This is a genomic window from Phenylobacterium sp. (assembly GCF_041913825.1).
Taxonomy (GTDB): Bacteria; Pseudomonadota; Alphaproteobacteria; order Caulobacterales; family Caulobacteraceae; genus Phenylobacterium.
Map to the genome: position 1 here is coordinate 22,807 of NZ_JAYSEO010000003.1, position 17,903 is coordinate 40,709.

A 17,903-nucleotide genomic window follows, 5' to 3' on the forward strand; every position below is an offset into this window, starting at 1 on the left:
GCTCAGCCCTTCTCCACGAAGCTGTCGAGGACCTTCTTCTCGCCGGCCTTGTCGAAGTCGACGGTGAGCTTGTTGCCTTCCACGCTGCGGACCTTTCCGTAGCCGAACTTGAGGTGGAAGACCCGGTCGCCGCGCTTGTAGTCGCTGGCTGCGGAGCTCTCGGAGACGGCGACCAGCCGGCCTTCGCCCTCGATCACCTGCTGCCGGCCGGGGTGCGAGCCGCGGTAGTTGGCCGCCTGGGCGCGCTTCCAGCCGGGCGAGGAGTAGCCGGCCCCGAACGACGGGCTCTCGTCCCAGCGGCTGCCGTGCTGCTGCATGCCCGGGCCGCCGCCGTAATAGCCGGTCTCGGAGGAGGCCTCGACGTTGGCCGGCGGCAGTTCGTCGACGAAGCGGGAGGGGAGCTGGCTCGTCCAGCGGCCATAGACCTGACGGTTGGCGGCGAAGGAGATCCGCGCCTCCTCGCGCGCCCGGGTGATGCCGACGTAGGCCAGGCGACGCTCCTCCTCGAGGCCCTTCTCGCCCTTCTCGTCCATGCTGCGCTGGGAGGGGAAGACGCCTTCCTCCCAGCCCGGCAGGAAGACCAGCGGGAACTCCAGCCCCTTGGCCTGGTGCAGGGTCATCATCTGCACCGCGTCGTCGCCGGACTCCCGCTCCAGGTCGAGGACGAGCGAGACGTGCTCCAGGTAGGCCTCGAGCGTGTCGTGGGCCGACATGGAGTTGACCAGTTCCTTCAGGTTCTCGAGGCGGCCCTGCGCCTGAGGGCTGCGGTCGAGCTTCAGGGCGTCGGTGTAGCCGCTCTCCTCCAGCACCTGCTCCATCAGCCGTGGATGGGCGATGCGCTGGGCGTCGCTCCGCCAGCGGTCGAGGTCGCGCAGGAAGTTTGACAGCGAGGTGCGCGTGCGGGCCGCCAGTTCGTCGGTCAGCACCACCTGGCGCGCGGCATGGACCACCGGCACGCCTTCCAGCCGCGCGATCTGCAGCAGCTTCTGGACGGTGGTGTCGCCGATGCCCCGTTTCGGCGTGTTGACGATCCGCTCGAAGGCCAGGTCGTCGGCCTCGGACTGGATCAGCCGCAGGTAGGCGTGGGCGTCGCGGATCTCCGCCCGCTCGAAGAACCGCTGGCCGCCGATGATCTTCAGCGGGATCTGCAGCAGGGCGAAGCGCTCTTCGAAGGCCCGCATCTGGAACGAGGCGCGGACCAGGATCGCCATGTCGCGATAGCGGCGGCCGGCGCGCTTGGCGCGCTCCACCTCGTCGGCGATCAGCCGGCTCTCGGCGTCGCCGTCCCAGACGCCGCGGACGATCACCTTCTCGCCGCCGTCGGCCTCGGTCCACAGCGTCTTGCCCAGCCGGCCCTTGTTGGCGGCGATCAGGCCAGACGCGGCGGCGAGGATGTGGCTGGTGGAGCGATAGTTGCGCTCCAGGCGCACGACCTTGGCGCCCGGGAAGTCGCGCTCGAAGCGCAGGATGTTGTCCACCTCGGCGCCCCGCCAGCCGTAGATCGACTGGTCGTCGTCGCCCACGCAGCAGACGTTCTGGCGCTTCTGGGCCAGCAGGCGCAGCCACAGGTACTGCGCGACGTTGGTGTCCTGGTACTCGTCCACCAGCAGGTAGCGGAACCGGTCGTGATACTCGGCGAGCACGTCCGGCTGGCTGGTGAAGATCGTGATGTTGTGCAGCAGCAGGTCGCCGAAGTCGCAGGCGTTCAGCACCCGCAGGCGCTCCTGGTACATCCGGTAGAGCGCCTGGCCACGCCCGTTGGCGTACTGCGCGCTCTCGGCCGGCGGCAGCTGGTCGGGGCGCCAGCCGCGGTTCTTCCAATGGTCGATGAGCCCGGCCAGCATCTTCGCGGGCCAGCGCTTGGAGTCGATGTTCTCGGCCTCGAGGATCTGCTTGAGCAGCCGCTCCTGATCGTCGTCATCGAGGATGGTGTAGTTGGACTTCAGGCCGACCAGTTCGGCGTGCCGGCGCAGGATCTGGGCGGCCACGGAGTGGAAGGTGCCCAGCCAGCGCAGGCCCTCGGCCTGGCCGCCGATCATGTGGGTGATCCGCTCGCGCATCTCGCGCGCGGCCTTGTTCGTGAAGGTGACCGCCAGCAGCTCCCAGGGACGCGCGCGGCCGGTGGCCAGGATGTGGGCGAGGCGGGTGGTCAGCACCCGCGTCTTGCCGGTGCCGGCGCCGGCCAGCACCAGAACGGGGCCCTCGGTGGCCTCCACGGCCTCCCGCTGCTCGGGGTTCAGGCCGGCGAGCAGGTCGCCGGGGCGTGCGTCGACGCGCGCCAGGTCGCTGATGCGCGGCGCGGGGGTCTGGTACTCGGACTGGGATTCGGGCGGAGACATCCGGATCGGTTTAGCACGTCGGCGCGCCGACCGCAGCCGCTGCGTTCGCGCTCCGTTCCTCAGCGCATGGCCAGCAGCGCCCATGCCGCGGCGGCGGCCAGGCTGAACAGCCCGGGCAGCAGCAGGACCTGGGCGCCGGTCTGGGCGACGGTGGCCTTCGCGACGGCGCGGCGGGGGGCGGTGCGATCCTGACGGGTCATGTTCGGTCTCCCTTGGCCGGCGCAGATCGGGATGGGTTGCGGCCGGCGCAAGGGGCAGCCCGTCGGAGGAACTTCGCCGCAGGGGCGCCGTTTGGCTGGACGAAGGGTATCGGAGGCCCGCAGCCGATGGCGCAGACCCAGCGAGGCCGCATCCCCACGTGGGCCGCGTTCACCGCGGGCCTAGCCGTCGCGCTCCTCCTCGCGCTGGCGTGGACAGGCTGGTCCCGGACGCGCGGCGCGGCCGGGGAGGTCGACCTGCGCATCGGGCCTGCGGTCCCCGATCTGCCGGCGCCCCGGATGCCCGATGCGCCCCGGCTGCCGGACGCGCCGATCCCGGTTCCGAAATAGAGAGGGAAATCCATGACCGACCACCGCACCGAAGCCGCGCCGAAGAAGGCCAGCCGCCGCATCCCGCCGCTCGTCTGGATCGTGCTGGCCCTGCTGGTGGGCTGGCTGGTGGTGGCGCTGATGCAGCGTCAGGGTTCGGATCGCACGCCCCAGGGCGGCGCCCATCCGGCACAGGCGGAAGGGACCTCGATCATGCCCGCTGCTCCGGCCCAGGGCGACGCGCCGGCCACGCCGGCGGGAACCGTCAACGGCCCGGCCCAGCCCCCGGCGCAGTAGGCTCCTGGGCGTACTTCAGCGCCGCGACCCGGCAGGCGGACGCCAGCGCGCGTTCGCCTCGCTGGGCGTCGATCCGGCCGATCAGCCCGGCCAGGCTGGTGGACCGCGCCCGCGCCATCTCTTCCAGCACCGCCCAGAACTCCGGTTCCAGCGCAATCGAGGTCGCGTGGCCGGAGAGCAGGACGGAGCGTTTGCGCAACGCGGGCATAACCGTTTGTTGCGAGGTTCTGCGAAATCGTCCAGCGGCTCTTGCACGAAGATGACGCTGGCGTCATTTTCATGCCGACCGTTTGACTGAGGATCTCGACCACCATGGCCATGGCCGCCGACACGCTCGACGCCAAATACGTGCCGCCCCGGGCGTCCACCAAGCTGGACTGGCCGCATGCGATCCGCTCGCTGCGCCGCCTGCTGGCCGACAAGGAAGACACCACTCAGGTCTTCGAGATCATGCGCGCCCTGAACGGCGCCTCCACGGCCAAGGGGTACCACAGGCTGCTGGCCACGCCGAAGGGCGGTCGGCTCGCCTATGAACGCGCCGAGTTCGCGCAGCGGCTGATGGACGACGCGTGGCTGGACAGCCTGCCGGAGGGTTCGGTGGGCGCCGCCTATCGCAACTTCGTCCGCGTGGAGCGCCTGTCCGCCGAGGGCCTCGCAGAGGTGAGCCGCAAGGGCCTCTCGCAGATCGAGGAGCCGCACCCCTACGCCTGGTTTGGCCGCCGCACCCGAGACGTGCACGACATCTGGCATATCCTCTCGGGCTACCATCGCGACGCCCTGGGCGAGGCCTGCCTCGTGGCCTTCTCTTACGCGCAGACCAAGGGCCTGGGCTGGGCGTTGATCGCCGTCGGCGCGGGGCTCCGTTCCCTGAAGGAGAAGCGCTACCCCTACCGGAAGGCCATCTGGCAGGGCTACCTGCGCGGCAAGCGCGCCGCCTGGCTGCTGGGCGAGGACTACGAGACCCTGATGGCCGAGCCGCTGGACCAGGCCCGCCGCCGGCTGAACATCACGCCAGCCACCGTCTACGAGTCCATCCCGGCCGACGCGCGGGACCTGATGGTCGCCGGCTGAGCCGAAGCGGCCCCACCGCGGGCGGGGTCATACCGTAGGAACAAATCTGCGGGTCTCGGGCTTTCTCGCGCTCTGGAGGCGCCCGCGATGAATGCTGTCCCGCGATTCGAAACCCTGACCCGCGTCGGGTTCGCCGCACGCGGGCTGCTCTATCTGATGATCGCCTACCTGGCGATCGAGGCGGGCCGGACCACCGGCAGCTCGGGCGCTTTGCGAACTCTCGCGGACGGCGGGCCCAGCCAGCTCGCGCTGTTCGTGATCGCACTCGGCCTGCTGGCCTACGGCGTCTGGCGTTGCGCCGAGGGTGCGCTCGATCTGGAAGGCGCGGGGGACGGCGCCAAGGGGCTCGCGGTGCGTGTCATCCACGGCGCCAGCGGCGTGGTTCACATCCTGCTTGGGCTCCTGGCGCTCGGGCTCACCTTCGGCGTCGGCGATAGCGGCGGGGGCGGGGGCGGGGGCGCCGACACAGCCACCGGCTGGCTCCTGGGCCTGCCCGGCGGGGCGCTGCTGGTGCGGCTGATCGCGGTGGGCTTCGTGGCGGGCGGGCTCGCCCAGGCCTGGAGCGCCTACCGCCTGAAGTTCCTGAAGCAGCTCGATAGCCGCGCGGCCGAGAAACCGTGGGTCAAGTGGATCGGCCGGCTGGGCTATCTGGCGCGCGGCGTGGTCTTCGTGCTGATCGGCGTTCTCTTCTGGCACGCCGCCAGCGCGGCCGACCCGCAGCAGGCCGGCGGGGTAGGAGAGGCGTTGTCGTCGCTGTCGGGCTGGAGCCGCGTGCTGGTTGCTGCGGGGCTGGGGCTGTTTGGCGTCTTCAGCATCGTCCAGGCCGTCTACCGCCGGATCACCGATCCGCACGTGCTCAGCCGGCTCCGCGCCCACACGCCAGTTCCGCACGGGCGCGCCGCGCGTTGAGGTGAGCACTCGCGTTTGGCGGGTTGCGCGAACGGGGTGCAGCTCCGCTCGACACCTGCCCGAAACTCGGGCAGGTGACCCGCTTTCGGGCTTGGAGCCGCGGTGGCCAAGAGTGCTGTCAGGGTGAAGGCGATGCGGCGTCGAATCCCGCCGCACATCCTGCCGTGGCTGGTCGTGGCGATCGGCCTCCTCGCGAGCGGCGTTGCGGCCTGGCAGGTGGACCGGCTGAGCCGCGCGAAGGATCTCGACCGCTTCAACAGCTCGGTGCAGAGCGCCCACGACGACGTCGCCAACCGCCTGCAGGCCTACATCAGCGTGCTGCGCGCCACTGCAGGCTTCATTGTCGCGCGGGACGGCGTCGTGACCCGGGAGGAGTTCCACGCCTACGCCCAGCGGCTGCAGCTTCCGCGCATCTACCCGGGGATCCAGGGCATCGGCTACAGCGCCGTCCTGCCGGAGGTCCGTGGCCCCCGCACCCAAGCCCTGCTCGCCCGGATGGACGCGACCGACGTGGCGGTGAAGCCGCCGGAATCGCGCCGGGAGGTGCACGCCATCGTCCACCTAGAGCCGCTGGACGCCCGGAACCGCGCCGCGCTGGGCTTCGACATGTATTCCGAGCCTGCGCGCCGGACGGCCATGATCCGCTCGCGCGACACCGGCCGCAGCGCCATGTCGGGAAAGGTCGAGCTGGTCCAGGAGATCGACCGGCAGAAGCAAGCCGGCTTCCTCATCTACCATCCCGTCTACCGGGGCGGGACGGCGCCGCCGGACCTGGCGGCCCGGCGGGCCGCACTGCTGGGCTTCGCCTATAGTCCGTTCCGCGCCGACGACCTGTTGCGCGGCATCTTCGGCGAGGAAGAGCAGCCCCGGCTGCACATTGCCGTCTACGACAATGCGATCGCGCCCGGGAACCTGCTGCACAAGTCGTTCGCCGGCGAGCCAGAGGCGCTGGCCAGGACCGCCCGCCTCAGCGCCGCGCGCTCGCTGGAGATCGCCGGCCGCCGCTGGCAGGTGGTGTACTATTCCGGTCCAGGTTTCGAGCTCGACCGCACGCGCGGCCTGGGCCCGGTGTTCTTTGCCGGAGGCGCGATCGCGACCATGCTGGTCGCCGGCGCGTCCTGGTGGCAGCTCCGCGCCCGCCTCGCCGCCGAGGCCGAGATCGCCGCGCGGCGTCGCAGCGAACAGCAGCGGGAGCTCCTGGTCGGCGAGTTGAACCACCGGGTGAAGAACACGCTGGCCACCGTGCAGTCGATCGCCGCCCAGACCCTGCGGGAAGGCAAGAGCCTGAAGGAGACGCGGGAGAGCTTCGAGGCGCGGCTGCTGGCCCTCAGCGAGACGCACAATCTGCTCACCCGGGAGCACTGGGAGGGCGCGGGCCTGCAGGAGCTGGTCCAGCTCGAGCTTGCGCCCTATGGCGGCGAGCGTGAGCGGATCGCGGCGGAAGGCGATGACGTGCTGCTCTCGCCGGAGATCGCGCTTGCGCTCGGCATGGCCCTGCACGAACTCACCACCAACGCATTGAAGTACGGCGCCCTCTGCGGCCGGGTCGGCCGGGTGAGCATCACCTGGCGGCGGTGGGAGGAGGCTGGCGCGCCGTGGCTGACGCTGAGCTGGGTGGAGAGCGGCGGCCCGCCGGTCGCCCCGCCGCAGAGCCGCGGCTTCGGCTCAAGGCTCATCGAAACCGGCCTGCGACGGCAACTGCGCGGCCGGGTGGAGCTGACCTTCCCGCCGGAGGGAGTTCGCTGCCGGATCGACCTGCCACTGGAGGGCGCCGCCGGCGGCTAGTCTTCGCGCTTGGCCTGCTCGTGAAGCCGCCGCGCCTTCTCGGCTTCCAGCCGGGAGACCTGCTTCTCGGCCTTGGTGCGGCCGAAGCGGACGCGGTTCTGCTCGGCCGTCTTCTTCGCTTCGTCCTTGGCGCGCGCCTTGCGGAACTTGTTGAGGTTGATCGGCTCGCTCATCCCCCGACCATGCCACGCCCGCAGGCCGGCGCAACCGCCCGCGGCGGTCGCTCGTTTCCGCCCCGTCCAGCAGACGAGGTCGCAAGATGGTTCAGCCCGCCGACATCCACCCGCACATGGAGGTCATCGGTTCTGACGGGGACCACGTGGGCAAGGTGGACCACGTCGTCGGCGACGAGATCGAGCTCTCGAAGCTCGACCTCGGCGCGGGCCTCAAGCATCACATGGTGCCGCTGAGCTGGGTCGACCGGGTGGAGGACGACAAGGTCTGGCTCAACCGCACCAAGGACGCCGCCAAGGCGGCCTGGAAGATCCGGGTCTAGCGGACCGAGGCGCAGAACCGCTGGATGCGGGTGCACGCCTCCTCCAGCACCGCGTTGGCGGTGGCGTAGCTGATGCGGAAGAACGGGGAGAGGCCGAAGGCCGCCCCGTGCACGACGGCCACACCCTCGGCCTCGAGCAGCTCGTTGGCGAAGTCCTGGTCGGAGGTGATCGTCCGCCCGCTGGGCGCCGTCTTGCCGATCAGCCCCTCGCAGGACGGATAGACGTAGAACGCCCCCTCCGGCGTCGGGCAGTGGAGGCCGCTCGCCTGATTGAGCATGGAGACCACCAGGTCGCGCCGACCCTGGAACAGCTTCTGGTTCGGCTTGATGAAGTCCTGCGGCCCGTTCAGCGCCTCGACGGCCGCGTACTGGGAGATGGACGTCGGGTTGGAGGTCGACTGGCTCATCACCTTGCGCATGAGGTTGATGAGCTCCTCGGGCCCGCCGGCGTAGCCGATCCGCCAGCCGGTCATGGCGTAGGCCTTGGAGACGCCGTTCATGGTCAGGGTGCGATCGTAGAGGCCGGGCTCCACCTGGCAGATGGTGGTGAACTCGAAGTCATCGAACACCAGGTGCTCGTACATGTCGTCGGTCAGGATCCAGACGTGCGGGTGGCGCAGCAGCACGTCGGCTAGGGCGCGCAGCTCGGCGCGGGTATAGGCGGCGCCCGACGGGTTCGACGGCGAGTTCAGCAGCACCCAGCGGGTCTTCGGCGTGATCGCCGCCTCGAGCTGGTCCGGCTGGACCTTGAAGCCGGCCTCGGCGGTGGTCATCACCGCCTTCGGCTCGCCGCCGGCCAGCAGAACGATGTCCCAGTAGCTGACCCAGTAGGGGGTGGGCACGATCACCTCGTCGCCCGGGTTCAGGGTGGCGACCATGGCGTTGTAGATCACCGGCTTGCCGCCGGGGGAGACGTTGATCTGGCTGGGCTTGTAGGTGAGGCCGTTCTCGCGCTGGAACTTGGCGCAGATGGCTTCCTTCAGTTCCGGGATCCCGTCCACGTTGGTGTACTTGGTCTTGCCGTCGCGGATCGCCTTGATGGCGGCTTCCTTGATGTTGTCCGGCGTGTCGAAGTCTGGTTCGCCGGCGGCGAGGCCGATGACGTCGCGGCCCTGCGCCTTGAGCTCACGCGCTTTCTGGTCCGCCGCCAGGGTGGCGGAGGGCTTGACGCGCGAAAGGGCGGCGGACTGCAGCGGCATGGGGGTTCGGCTCCTTTGAGCTCGCAGGGCTGACGGAACGGCTGGGGGTTTAGCGTAAGCCGCTCGCACGGCAAACCGCCGAGCGCGGAACACCGCCCCTGCGGCCACGTTTGCGTAGCCGCCAAGGCCGAAGGGGGCGCCGAGGGAGGGCAGATGAGGCCTGCGCGAGACCTGTTGCTGCTGCTGAGCCTGGTGCTGGCCGCCTGCGGTCGGGAGGCGGCGGACACGCCGGCCGCCCCGAAGCCTGCCGAGCCGCCGGCCGCCGGGCCCGCGCCGACCACGGCCGTGACCCGGGACGTGCCGCAGCCCGCCTCCTATGTCGGGCGGTGGGCGGCCTCGCCCCCGCTGTGCGCCGACGGCGCCTGGGTGTTCGAGCCGGGTCGGGTTCAGACCGCCGGGGAGGTGGCCTGCGACTTCGTCACCGTCACCGAGGGGCTGACGGGGTACGCGGTGGCCGCCAAGTGTCTGGCCGAAGGGGTGGCGGAGCCCCAGAGCTTCCACCTCGCCATGAGCGACGAGGCGCCGCCCCAGGGCATGACCGTCGCCGGCGGCCCCTGGGGCGGGCCTGTGAGCCTAAGGCGCTGCCCGGGCTAGATGAAGTTCTCCAGGCCGATGTCGGCCAGCGAGCGGCCGACCAGCACCACCGAGGCGTCGGCCCCGTCGCTCGGGTCGCCGTTCGAGTCCACGAACACCACCACGTCGGCGCCGACCTGGGCGGCCACGTAGCGCGCGCCCGCGGCGCTGATGTGCTCGTTGGCGATCGATAGCGCCTCGGCGTAGCTGTTGGCCACGAACTCCGAGTACTCTCGCGGCAGGATCGACGCCGCCTCGCCCGGCCCGGCGTAGATGCTCACCTGCGCGAAGCTCAGCTTGTCGTCGGCGCCGCTCCAGTCGAGGATCGTGTCGTCCTGACCCTGCGCCGGGTCGGTATGGGACACGAACTCGAAGACATCGCGGCCCGCGCCGCCGCGCAGGATGTCCTTGCCCGCCGAGACCGAGGTGATGGTGTCGTTTCCGCCTTCGCCGTCGACGACCGCGCCGCCACCGTAGAAGATCGCCACCCGGTCGTCGCCGGCGCCGGCGAGCACCCGGTCGGCGCCGCCGCCCGTCTGGATGATGTCGTTGCCGTCGCCGCCCAGCAGCGTGTCGGCCCCTTCGCCGCCGTGCAGCTCGTCGTCGCCCAGGTCCCCCGACAGGTAGTCGGCGCCGCCCAGACCCGCGAGCAGGTCGTCGCCCTTGCCGCCCAGCAAGGTGTCGCCGCCGCCGCCGCCGTAGATCTCGTCGTTGCCCACGTTGCCGTGGGCGAAGCCGCCGCGCACTTCGGCGTCGGTCGAGACGTAGATGGTGTCGTTCCCCTGGCCCCCATAAAGGGTGTTGGAGCCCAGATCGCCGTTCAGCAGGTCGTCGCCGCCGTTGCCCTGGACCAGGTCATCGCCACGGCCTCCGTGGACGGTGTCCGCGCCCGGGCCGCCGTACAGGCCGTCGTCCTGCGCGCTTCCGCCGATCCAGTCGTCGGAGGTGTCGCCGACCACCAGCTTGGAGCCGTCGCCGAACACCGCCTGGCCGACCTTGGTGACCTGGGTGAAGTTCGTGCCGAACTTCACCGTCCGACCGTCGAGGGTCACGAGGATGCTGGGCACCTCCGGGCTCAGCGCCGCCGGATCGTAGGACTGGTAGACCAAGCCGACCCGGTTCGCCGCCCCGGCGAAGGTCACGGTGTCGGCGGCCGTGATGTTGGCGGCCTGGTCGGCCGTGATCGTCTCGAATGCGTAGGTGGCCACGTGGAGCCTCTCTGACTGGAATCCCTCTCGGCCAAGCGAGGCCGTAACGCCGTGATGCGGGATGTTGCGTAAAAACGCAACAATCAAAAACGCTATTCCGCCGCCGCTTGACCCCCTCGGCCCGATCGGCGACCTCAGGCGCCATGCGCCGCCTCCTGCAGTTCCTGTCCGACATGGACGCCAAGGCGTGGCGGGCGCTGCTCGTCTCCTTCGTCCTGTTCGGCGGCGTGGGCGTGGTATTCCTGTTCGGCTCGCAGGTGCTGGGCTTCGACGGCGAGGCCACGGTCGAGCGTTGGATGGGGGCCGGAGCCGGTCCCTGGGCCCTGCCGGTGGCGGTCGCGGCCTTCGCCCTGCTGGCCTTCGTCGGTGTGCCGCAGTTCATGCTGATCGCTGCCGCGGTGGTGGCGTTCGGGGCGGCGGCCGGCTTCGCCTACTCCTGGATCGGCACCATGGTGTCGGCGCTGATCGGCTTCTACCTCGGGCGGATGGCCGGGGCGCGGACGCTGGAGACCTTCTCCGGCGAGGGTCTCCGGCAGTTCATGGAGCTGGTCGGCCGCAACGGCTTCTTCGCCAGCCTGATCGTCCGGCTGGTGCCGTCGGCGCCGTTCATCGTCGTCAACATGGCCGCCGGCGTGACGCCGATGCGGTTGCGTGACTTCGCGGCCGGCACGGCGGTCGGGATCGTCCCGAAGATCGCGCTCACCGCCTTCGCCGGGAACTCCATCGTGCAGGTCCTGCGCGGGGAGGGCGGTCGCCACCACATTGTCCTGATCGCGGCCGTCGGGCTCCTGTGGCTGGTGATGGGATGGTACGCCCGCAAGTGGCTGAAGGCCCGGGAGGCCGCGGTGGCCCGGGACAAGGAGGAGGGACGATGAAGCTGTTCTACTCGCCGGGCTCCTGCTCGCTCGCCTCGCACATCGCCCTGGAGGAGGCCGGCGCCGGCTACGAGATCGTGCTGACCAGCACGGCGCGCGGCGACCAGCGACGCCCGGAGTACCTGGCGCTCAACCCCAAGGGCCGCGTGCCGGCGCTGGTCACCGACAAAGGCGTGCTCACCGAGACGCCTGCCATCCTCGCCTATGTCGCCATGGCCTATCCGCAGGCCGGCCTGGCGCCCGCCGACCCTTGGGCGTTCGCGCGCATGCAGGCCTTCAACAGCTATCTGTGCTCGACGGTCCACGTGGCGCACGCCCACAAGCACCGGGGTCACCGCTGGGCCAGCGAGGAGAGCTCGTTCGAGGACATGCGGCGCAAGGTGGCGCAGAACGAGATCGACTGCTTCCGGCTCATCGAGGCCGAATACCTGCAGGGGCCCTGGGTGATGGGCGAGCAGTACACCGTGGCCGACGGCTACCTCTTCACCATGGCGGGCTGGTTGGAGGGCGACGGAGTGGACCCCAGCCAGTTCCCGCGGGTGCTGGAGCACGGCGAGCGGATGCGCGCCCGGCCCGCGGTGCGCAAGGTTCTTGCCGACGAGGCTGCGTAAGGCCGCGCTTTTGGGAACAGTCTTGCGGCGGATGCCCGGATTCGGTTAGAAGCCTCGCATGCGTACGCGGCTCGACAGCCTGCTTCTTCTCTCGCTGGGGCTTAGCCGCCCCTGGGCGCCTCTCTAGGCACGCGAGACGCTTCGCGGCCGGGCGCTCAGGGGCTTTGAACCCTCGCCCGACACACAGAACCTCCGCGAAGAGCCTCATCATGACCATCCCGGTAAACGACACCGCCCCGCGTTCCGAAAAAGACCGCGTCATCGTCTTCGACACCACCATGCGCGACGGCGAACAGTCGCCCGGCGCCTCCATGTCGCTGGAGGAGAAGATCGAGCTGGCGAAGATCCTCGAGGAGATGCGGGTCGACGTCATCGAAGCCGGCTTCCCGATCGCCTCCAACGGCGACTTCGAGGCGGTGAAGGCGATCGCCGAGATCGTCACCGAGAGCACCATCTGCGGCCTGGCCCGGGCCGGCATGGCCGACATCGAGCGTTGCGCCGAGGCCCTGAAGAAGGCCAAGCGCGGCCGTATCCACACTTTCCTGTCCACCAGCCCGAGCCACCGCGACCACATCCTGCGCGCCAGCCAGGAAGACATCCTGGAGATGATCACCAAGTCGGTGACCCACGCCCGCAACCTGTGCGACGACGTGGAGTGGTCGGCCCAGGACGCCACCCGCACCGAGCAGGACTTCCTGCGCCGCTGCGTGGACGCGGCGATCAAGGCCGGCGCCCGCACGATCAACCTGCCGGACACCGTGGGCTACACCTATCCCTCGGAGTACGCGGAGATCTTCCGCGACATCATCGAGAACGTGGACGGCGCGGACCGGGTGATCTTCTCGACGCACTGCCACAACGACCTGGGGCTGGCGGTGGCCAACAGCCTGGCCGGCGTCCAGGCCGGCGCCCGGCAGGTGGAGGTCGCGGTCAACGGCATCGGCGAGCGGGCCGGTAACGCGGCGCTGGAAGAGATCGTGATGGCGCTGAAGGTGCGCGGCGACCGGCTGCCGTATCACACCGGCGTCGAGACCCAGCACATCACGCGCGCCAGCCGCTACGTCTCGGCCATCACCGGCTTCCCGGTGCAGTTCAACAAGGCCATCGTCGGCAAGAACGCCTTCGCCCACGAGAGCGGCATCCACCAGGACGGGATGCTGAAGGACCGCGGCACCTACGAGATCATGACGCCGGAGTCGGTGGGGCAGGGCTCCTCCAACCTGGTGATGGGCAAGCACTCGGGCCGCCACGCGTTCCGCGAGAAGCTGAAGGCGCTGGGGTACGAACTGGGCCAGAACGCGCTGAACGAGGCCTTCCAGCGGTTCAAGGACCTGGCCGACAAGAAGAAGCACGTCTTCGACGACGACCTGGTCGCCCTGGTGGACGACGCCCTGGCGAGCCAGGCCGACCGCGTGCAGGTCAAGCACCTGCGGGTGATCGCCGGCACCGAGGGGCCGCAGGAGGCCTTCCTGACCGTCACCATCGACGGCGCCGAGAAGTCGGCCAACGCCACCGGCGACGGTCCGGTGGACGCGGTGTTCAACGCCATCCACGAGGTCGTGCCGCACGACGCCGTCCTGCGCCTGTTCCAGGTGCACGCGGTGACGGAAGGGACCGACGCCCAGGCGCAGGTCTCCGTCCGGCTCGAGGAGGACGGCCGCATCGCCACGGGCCAGGCCGCCGACACCGACACCCTGACCGCGTCGGCCAAGGCCTATGTGAACGCGCTGAACAACCTCTTCGCCCGCAAGGAGAAGAGCGCGCCCGACGCGCGGGTCGCCAGCGGCTTCTGAGGCCCGGCGCCGCCTCGGCGGCGCGGGCTCACGCAATATGCTGTGGATCTTCCTGGCCGCAGGGGCTGCGCCCCTGCAGGTGGCGCGCAACGCCATGCAGCGCGGGCTGGTGGGCGATGCGGGCCCGTGGGGCGCGACGCTCGTCCGCTTCCTGTTCGGCCTGCCGTTCTCCGTGCTGATCTTCGCCGTGGTCGCTGCGCTGACGCGCGACGCTGCGCCGGATCCGTCGCTCAGGTTCTGGATCGGGGCCGTGGCGGGCGCCATCGGGCAGGTGGCCGGCACCGGCTTCCTGCTGATGGCCATGCGGCGCGCCGGCTTCGCCGTGGCCACCGTCCTGCAGCAGTCGGCCCTGCCGCTGGCGGCGTTGCTGGGCTGGGTGGTGCTGGGCGATGAACTCGCCGGCCATGCCTGGAGCGGCATCGCCCTGGCCACCGCGGGCCTGGCGGTGCTGTCCTGGCCGCGGCGCGACCAGGTGGAGCACGGCCTCGCCGGCGGCCTCCTGGGGCTGGCCGCCGGGGCGGGTTTCGCCGTGGCGTTCAACGGCTATCGGCAGGCGGGCCTCGCACTTGATCCCGGGCATCCGATCTTCTCGGCCACCGCCGCCCTGGTGGTCGCCCAGCTTATGCAGTCGGCGGTGCTGACGGCGCTGCTTGCGGCCACCCGGCCTCAGGCGCTGAGGGCCGTGGCCGCCTCGTGGCGGGCGTCCCTGGCCGCCGGCTTCTTCGGGTCCCTGGCCTCGGCCTGCTGGTTCGGAGCGCTGGCGCTCTCCCCCGCCGGGCCGGTCCGCGCGGTCGGCCTTATCGAGACGCCGATCGCCGCCGCCGTGGGGCATCGGTTGTTCCGCGAGCGGCCGAGCCTGCGCCAGTGGGCCGGCGGCCTGCTGACAACACTCGGCGTGCTGATGACGACGCTCGGCTGAGGCGCCAAAAGGGCGGGATGATGGACCGCCGCACCCTCCTCGCCGCCGGCCTCGCCTCCGTGGCGACGCCCGCCTTCGCCGCCTCGCGGTGGGAACCGCGCGCCGACGTCCCCTGGGCGGTGCAGGAGGTGTACGGCGCCGCCTTTCGCGGAAAGGTGGTGATCGCCGGCGGCATGGCCCCGGGCGCGGACGGCCTTCGCGGCGGCATCAATCCGCAGGACCGCACCGGCCTCTACGATCCCGCCACCGACCGCTGGACGGAGGGGCCGAAGCTGCCGTTCCCGCGGCACCATCCGGTGCTCGCGTCCGCGCGCGACCGGCTCTACGCCTTCGGCGGTTACCGGGTGACGGAGGCAGGGGGCTGGGTCGGGCTGCGCGACGTGCTCGTCTTCGACGGGAAGACCTGGTCGCCGTCGCCCGAGATGCCGCAGATCCAGTGCGAGACCGTGGCCGTCACCCTCGGCGACCGGATCCACCTCGCCAGCGGCCGGGCGCCGAAGGGCGACGCAAACCTGGCGTGGACCGACCAGGGCGATGTGGCCCGCCACCAGGTGTTCGACGTCCGCGCCCGCCGTTGGAGCGCCGCCGCCCCTTGCCCGCTGGCCCGCAACAGCGCCACGGGCGCGGCCATCGCGGGCCTATTCTATCTGGCCGGCGGCCGCCGCGTGGGCGGCGGCAACTCCGCCCAGCTCGACCGCTACGACCCGAAGGCCGACCGTTGGGAGACGCTGCGGCCGATGCCGCGGGCGGCCGCGGGGCTGGCCGGCGCCGTCGTCGGCGGCAAGCTCTACGTGTTCGGCGGCGAGGGCGGGCCGGGCGTGATCCCCGACGCATGGTGCTACGACCCGGCAAGCGACACCTGGACGGCGGCCCCGGCGATGCGGACGCCGCGCCACGGCCTGGCCGGCGTCGCGCTGGGCGGCCGCGTCTATGCGGTCGGCGGCGGTGTCAAGGAATCGGGCGGCCAGGTGAGCGCCGTCACGGAGGTGCTGTTCCCGACATAAGGCGGCTTGGCTCCGGCCGACGGCAAGCTGTAGTAGGTCTTGGATGACGTCCCGGCGCGCCGTCCTCCAGTTGGCTTCCGCCGCGCTCCTCGCGCCGCACGCCGTGCTGGCGCAGGCCGCGCCGCAGGTGGCGGCCGCCTCCGATCTCTCCGAGGCGCTGCCCCTCGTGGTCGCCGCCTTCCAGAAGCAGACCGGACGCTCGGTTCGGATCGTCTACGGCCCGACCCACGTGGTGGCCCAGCAGATCCAGAAGGGCGGCACGCGCTACGAGATGTTCCTGGCTGCGGACGAGTCTTACGTGCAGGAGCTCGAGAAGGCCGGGCTGACCGCGGATTCCGGGGCGCTCTACGGGATCGGGCGGCTCTGCCTGTTCGTACCGAAGGGCTCGAAGGTCCGGCTCGACGCAAGGCTGCGCGACCTCGGCGTCGCCGCCAAGGACGGCCGCCTCCAGCGGCTGGCGCTGTTCAGCACCAACGGGCCCTACGGCCGCGCCTCACGGGACGCGCTTAGCCGGGCCAAGGTCTGGATGCCGCTGCAGCCCCGCGTCGCGCTGGCCGAGAATTCGAGTCAGATGGTGCAACTCATCACCTCCGGCGCCAGTCAGGCGGCGGTGATCCCGCTCAGCATCGCGTCCATGTCGCGGGCCCAGGCCGCCGGGGCTTATGTGCTGGTGCCGCAGACCTACCATCGGCCGATCCGCCAGCGGGCGGTGCTGCTGAGAGGAGCGAGCGCCACGGCGGAGTCGTTCTACCGCTTCCTGCGCTCGCCCGAGGCCAGGGCCATCATGCGGCGCTACGGCTTCACCCTGCCGGGCGGCCGCTAGCGCTCAGGCGTCGCTGCGGGCGGCGCGCGCCATCCGCCGCTCGAGCAGCAGCATGGCCAGGATCGCCACGAAGCCGAAGACGATCAGCGCGGCCGAAACGGCGTGCGCCTGACGCCAGTCGAGCGCCTCGACCATGTGGAAGATCTTGATCGACAGCACCTCCGTGCGGCCCGGGATCGCGCCGCCGATCATCAACACGACGCCGAACTCGCCGATGGTGTGGGCGAAGGTCAGGATCGCGGCCACGAAGTAGCCGGGCAGGGCGAGCGGCAGGGCCACCCGGGTGAAGGCGGCGAACCCGGATGCGCCGAGGGTGGCCGCGACGTCGAGATTGTGCTGGCCGACCGAGAGGAAGGCGTTGCGCAGGGGCTGCACCGCGAAAGGCAGGGAGTAGACCAGCGACCCGATCACCAGGCCGGTGAAGGTGAAGGCCAGGGTGCGGACGCCCAGCGCCTGCAGCGGGGCCATCAGCGGGCTGTCGGGGCCGAGCCCGATCAGCAGGTAGAAGCCTAGGACCGTGGGCGGCAGCAGGATGGGCAGGCCGACGAGGGCTCCCACCACCTCCCGCGCCAGGCCCTCGCCGCGGGCGAGCCACCAGGCGAGCGGCGTGGCGAGCAGCAGCAGGAGAACCGTGGTCAGGCCTGCGAGCTTCGCGGTGAGCCAGACGACCTCGGCCACGGCTCAGCGGACCTCGTAGCCGTAGCGGCGGATGATCTGCCGTGCCTCCGGCGTGCGGAGGAACTGGAGGAAGGCGCGGGCCGCCGGATTGGCCGCACCGCTGCGGAGCAGCACCGCCTGCTGGTGAATAGGCGCATGCAAGGTCTCCGGCACGAGCCAGCGTGACCCGCCGCGACCCGCGATAACCTGCGAAAGAGCGACGAAGCCGAGTTCGGCGGCGCCCGATTGCACGAACTGGTAGGTCTGGGTGATGGACGCGCCCTGCACGAGCCGCGGCGCGGCCCGCTCGTAGGCGCCCAGCGCGCGGAGCGTCTCCACGGCCGCGCGGCCGTAGGGCGCCGCCCGCGGGTCGGCCACGGCCAGCTTGCCGAACCGGCCGCGTCGCAGGACCTCGCCGCGGCCGTCCACGAGGCCGGGCGTCCGGCTGTAGAGCACGAGCCGGCCGCTGGCGTAGGTGAAGCGTGTGCCGGCGACGGTCAGCCCCTCCGCCTCCGCCTTCTGCGGCCGGTCCACGTCGGCGGAGAGGAAGACTTCGAACGGCGCGCCGTTGACGATCTGGGCGTAGAACTGGCCGGAGGAGCCGAAGCTGAGCGCGGCGGTGTGGCCGGTGCGCGCCCGGAACCGCTCGGCGATGACGCGGGCGGGCTCGGTGAAGTTGGCAGCCACCGCAACTTGGGTCTCGCCGGCCGACGCGGCGCCGGCCGCGGCGAGCGTCAGCGCCAGTCCGAGCAGCAGTCTCAGCACGCCCGCCCTCCGTTATGTGGTAAGACTACATAACGCTCTGCCGCCGTAGTGG

At 70.9% G+C, this 17,903-nt stretch carries 21 protein-coding genes; 13 read left to right on the forward strand and 8 right to left on the reverse strand.

Features of this window, described 5'->3' with window-relative positions:
- Window positions 1-2: 2 nt before the first annotated feature.
- A complete protein-coding gene (locus ACE3Q8_RS02695; RefSeq protein WP_374468669.1) occupies window positions 3-2,339 on the reverse strand; it encodes an ATP-dependent helicase in 2,337 nt (778 codons plus the stop codon).
- A gap of 59 nt (window positions 2,340-2,398) precedes the next feature.
- Window positions 2,399-2,539 (reverse strand): hypothetical protein, encoded by a 141-nt coding sequence (locus ACE3Q8_RS02700; protein ID WP_374468671.1) that lies wholly within the window; start codon window positions 2,537-2,539, stop codon window positions 2,399-2,401.
- Window positions 2,540-2,665: 126 nt separating this feature from the next.
- On the opposite strand from ACE3Q8_RS02700, the gene ACE3Q8_RS02705 reads away from it, so the two are divergent.
- Both ACE3Q8_RS02705 and ACE3Q8_RS02710 read left to right on the forward strand, forming a co-directional pair.
- Window positions 2,666-2,887, forward strand: coding sequence for a hypothetical protein (locus ACE3Q8_RS02705; RefSeq protein WP_374468673.1), 222 nt, complete (start codon window positions 2,666-2,668; stop codon window positions 2,885-2,887).
- Between the two features lie 12 nt (window positions 2,888-2,899).
- Complete coding sequence (locus tag ACE3Q8_RS02710) at window positions 2,900-3,163, forward strand: hypothetical protein (protein WP_374468675.1); 264 nt, start codon at window positions 2,900-2,902, stop codon at window positions 3,161-3,163.
- Here ACE3Q8_RS02710 and ACE3Q8_RS02715 read toward each other — a convergent pair.
- Window positions 3,132-3,371, reverse strand: a complete 240-nt coding sequence (locus tag ACE3Q8_RS02715) for a ribbon-helix-helix domain-containing protein (protein ID WP_374468677.1) — start codon at window positions 3,369-3,371, stop codon at window positions 3,132-3,134. The genes ACE3Q8_RS02710 and ACE3Q8_RS02715 overlap by 32 nt on opposite strands.
- Before the next feature lie 104 nt (window positions 3,372-3,475).
- Between ACE3Q8_RS02715 and ACE3Q8_RS02720 the strand changes: the two genes are divergently transcribed.
- From ACE3Q8_RS02720 to ACE3Q8_RS02730, 3 genes are all read left to right on the forward strand, one after another.
- Window positions 3,476-4,234, forward strand: coding sequence for a Coq4 family protein (locus ACE3Q8_RS02720; RefSeq protein WP_374468679.1), 759 nt, complete (start codon window positions 3,476-3,478; stop codon window positions 4,232-4,234).
- Window positions 4,235-4,321: 87 nt separating this feature from the next.
- Window positions 4,322-5,143, forward strand: a complete 822-nt coding sequence (locus tag ACE3Q8_RS02725; protein ID WP_374468681.1) for a DUF1206 domain-containing protein — start codon at window positions 4,322-4,324, stop codon at window positions 5,141-5,143.
- A 132-nt stretch (window positions 5,144-5,275) separates the two neighbouring features.
- Window positions 5,276-6,928, forward strand: a complete 1,653-nt coding sequence (locus tag ACE3Q8_RS02730) for a CHASE domain-containing protein (RefSeq protein ID WP_374468683.1) — start codon at window positions 5,276-5,278, stop codon at window positions 6,926-6,928.
- Here the strand turns inward: ACE3Q8_RS02730 and ACE3Q8_RS02735 are convergent.
- The gene (locus ACE3Q8_RS02735; protein WP_374468685.1) at window positions 6,925-7,101 is read right to left on the reverse strand and encodes a DUF4169 family protein; all 177 of its coding nucleotides are present in this window, start codon (window positions 7,099-7,101) and stop codon (window positions 6,925-6,927) included. The two genes, ACE3Q8_RS02730 and ACE3Q8_RS02735, sit on opposite strands and share 4 nt — an antisense overlap.
- A gap of 86 nt (window positions 7,102-7,187) precedes the next feature.
- On the opposite strand from ACE3Q8_RS02735, the gene ACE3Q8_RS02740 reads away from it, so the two are divergent.
- The gene (locus ACE3Q8_RS02740) at window positions 7,188-7,424 is read left to right on the forward strand and encodes a DUF2171 domain-containing protein (protein WP_374468686.1); all 237 of its coding nucleotides are present in this window, start codon (window positions 7,188-7,190) and stop codon (window positions 7,422-7,424) included.
- Here ACE3Q8_RS02740 and ACE3Q8_RS02745 read toward each other — a convergent pair.
- Window positions 7,421-8,623 carry a pyridoxal phosphate-dependent aminotransferase gene (locus tag ACE3Q8_RS02745; protein WP_374468688.1) on the reverse strand — a complete coding sequence of 401 codons (1,203 nt, stop codon included), beginning with the start codon at window positions 8,621-8,623 and terminating at the stop codon, window positions 7,421-7,423. The two genes, ACE3Q8_RS02740 and ACE3Q8_RS02745, sit on opposite strands and share 4 nt — an antisense overlap.
- A gap of 153 nt (window positions 8,624-8,776) precedes the next feature.
- On the opposite strand from ACE3Q8_RS02745, the gene ACE3Q8_RS02750 reads away from it, so the two are divergent.
- Window positions 8,777-9,217 carry a hypothetical protein gene (locus ACE3Q8_RS02750; protein ID WP_374468690.1) on the forward strand — a complete coding sequence of 147 codons (441 nt, stop codon included), beginning with the start codon at window positions 8,777-8,779 and terminating at the stop codon, window positions 9,215-9,217.
- On the opposite strand, the gene ACE3Q8_RS02755 is transcribed toward ACE3Q8_RS02750, so the two are convergent.
- Window positions 9,214-10,404: a calcium-binding protein gene (locus ACE3Q8_RS02755; protein ID WP_374468692.1), complete on the reverse strand. Its 1,191-nt coding sequence runs from the start codon at window positions 10,402-10,404 to the stop codon at window positions 9,214-9,216. The two genes, ACE3Q8_RS02750 and ACE3Q8_RS02755, sit on opposite strands and share 4 nt — an antisense overlap.
- Window positions 10,405-10,547: 143 nt before the next feature.
- On the opposite strand from ACE3Q8_RS02755, the gene ACE3Q8_RS02760 reads away from it, so the two are divergent.
- The 6 genes from ACE3Q8_RS02760 to modA (ACE3Q8_RS02785) all read left to right on the forward strand — a co-directional run bounded on the left by ACE3Q8_RS02760 (window position 10,548) and on the right by modA (ACE3Q8_RS02785) (window position 16,429).
- The gene (locus ACE3Q8_RS02760; protein WP_374468694.1) at window positions 10,548-11,279 is read left to right on the forward strand and encodes a TVP38/TMEM64 family protein; all 732 of its coding nucleotides are present in this window, start codon (window positions 10,548-10,550) and stop codon (window positions 11,277-11,279) included.
- Complete coding sequence (locus tag ACE3Q8_RS02765; RefSeq protein WP_374468696.1) at window positions 11,276-11,890, forward strand: glutathione S-transferase family protein; 615 nt, start codon at window positions 11,276-11,278, stop codon at window positions 11,888-11,890. Before ACE3Q8_RS02760 ends, ACE3Q8_RS02765 begins: the two co-directional genes overlap by 4 nt.
- Window positions 11,891-12,099: 209 nt before the next feature.
- Complete coding sequence (locus ACE3Q8_RS02770; RefSeq protein WP_374468698.1) at window positions 12,100-13,683, forward strand: 2-isopropylmalate synthase; 1,584 nt, start codon at window positions 12,100-12,102, stop codon at window positions 13,681-13,683.
- Between the two features lie 37 nt (window positions 13,684-13,720).
- Entirely contained in the window at window positions 13,721-14,602 is an 882-nt protein-coding gene (locus ACE3Q8_RS02775) for a DMT family transporter (protein ID WP_374468700.1), read from the forward strand.
- A 20-nt stretch (window positions 14,603-14,622) separates the two neighbouring features.
- The gene (locus ACE3Q8_RS02780) at window positions 14,623-15,606 is read left to right on the forward strand and encodes a Kelch repeat-containing protein (protein ID WP_374468702.1); all 984 of its coding nucleotides are present in this window, start codon (window positions 14,623-14,625) and stop codon (window positions 15,604-15,606) included.
- A gap of 43 nt (window positions 15,607-15,649) precedes the next feature.
- Window positions 15,650-16,429, forward strand: a complete 780-nt coding sequence (gene modA / locus ACE3Q8_RS02785; RefSeq protein WP_374468704.1) for a molybdate ABC transporter substrate-binding protein — start codon at window positions 15,650-15,652, stop codon at window positions 16,427-16,429.
- 3 nt (window positions 16,430-16,432) lie between these two features.
- Here modA (ACE3Q8_RS02785) and modB read toward each other — a convergent pair whose 3' ends face one another.
- Window positions 16,433-17,107 (reverse strand): molybdate ABC transporter permease subunit, encoded by a 675-nt coding sequence (modB, locus tag ACE3Q8_RS02790; RefSeq protein ID WP_374468706.1) that lies wholly within the window; start codon window positions 17,105-17,107, stop codon window positions 16,433-16,435.
- A gap of 3 nt (window positions 17,108-17,110) precedes the next feature.
- A complete protein-coding gene (gene modA, locus ACE3Q8_RS02795; RefSeq protein WP_374468708.1) occupies window positions 17,111-17,851 on the reverse strand; it encodes a molybdate ABC transporter substrate-binding protein in 741 nt (246 codons plus the stop codon).
- Window positions 17,852-17,903 lie beyond the last annotated feature (52 nt).

Coding starts and splice junctions, on each gene's coding strand:
- ACE3Q8_RS02765 (WP_374468696.1), top strand. CDS start 11,276: ATGAAGCTGTTCTACTCGCCGGGCTCCTGCTCGCTCGCCTCGCACATC.
- ACE3Q8_RS02735 (WP_374468685.1), bottom strand. CDS start 7,101: ATGAGCGAGCCGATCAACCTCAACAAGTTCCGCAAGGCGCGCGCCAAG.
- ACE3Q8_RS02720 (WP_374468679.1), top strand. CDS start 3,476: ATGGCCATGGCCGCCGACACGCTCGACGCCAAATACGTGCCGCCCCGG.
- ACE3Q8_RS02745 (WP_374468688.1), bottom strand. CDS start 8,623: ATGCCGCTGCAGTCCGCCGCCCTTTCGCGCGTCAAGCCCTCCGCCACC.
- ACE3Q8_RS02725 (WP_374468681.1), top strand. CDS start 4,322: ATGAATGCTGTCCCGCGATTCGAAACCCTGACCCGCGTCGGGTTCGCC.
- ACE3Q8_RS02780 (WP_374468702.1), top strand. CDS start 14,623: ATGGACCGCCGCACCCTCCTCGCCGCCGGCCTCGCCTCCGTGGCGACG.
- ACE3Q8_RS02775 (WP_374468700.1), top strand. CDS start 13,721: ATGCTGTGGATCTTCCTGGCCGCAGGGGCTGCGCCCCTGCAGGTGGCG.
- ACE3Q8_RS02710 (WP_374468675.1), top strand. CDS start 2,900: ATGACCGACCACCGCACCGAAGCCGCGCCGAAGAAGGCCAGCCGCCGC.
- ACE3Q8_RS02760 (WP_374468694.1), top strand. CDS start 10,548: ATGCGCCGCCTCCTGCAGTTCCTGTCCGACATGGACGCCAAGGCGTGG.
- ACE3Q8_RS02770 (WP_374468698.1), top strand. CDS start 12,100: ATGACCATCCCGGTAAACGACACCGCCCCGCGTTCCGAAAAAGACCGC.
- ACE3Q8_RS02700 (WP_374468671.1), bottom strand. CDS start 2,539: ATGACCCGTCAGGATCGCACCGCCCCCCGCCGCGCCGTCGCGAAGGCC.
- ACE3Q8_RS02695 (WP_374468669.1), bottom strand. CDS start 2,339: ATGTCTCCGCCCGAATCCCAGTCCGAGTACCAGACCCCCGCGCCGCGC.
- modA (WP_374468704.1), top strand. CDS start 15,650: ATGACGTCCCGGCGCGCCGTCCTCCAGTTGGCTTCCGCCGCGCTCCTC.
- ACE3Q8_RS02715 (WP_374468677.1), bottom strand. CDS start 3,371: ATGCCCGCGTTGCGCAAACGCTCCGTCCTGCTCTCCGGCCACGCGACC.
- ACE3Q8_RS02750 (WP_374468690.1), top strand. CDS start 8,777: ATGAGGCCTGCGCGAGACCTGTTGCTGCTGCTGAGCCTGGTGCTGGCC.
- ACE3Q8_RS02730 (WP_374468683.1), top strand. CDS start 5,276: ATGCGGCGTCGAATCCCGCCGCACATCCTGCCGTGGCTGGTCGTGGCG.
- ACE3Q8_RS02705 (WP_374468673.1), top strand. CDS start 2,666: ATGGCGCAGACCCAGCGAGGCCGCATCCCCACGTGGGCCGCGTTCACC.
- ACE3Q8_RS02740 (WP_374468686.1), top strand. CDS start 7,188: ATGGTTCAGCCCGCCGACATCCACCCGCACATGGAGGTCATCGGTTCT.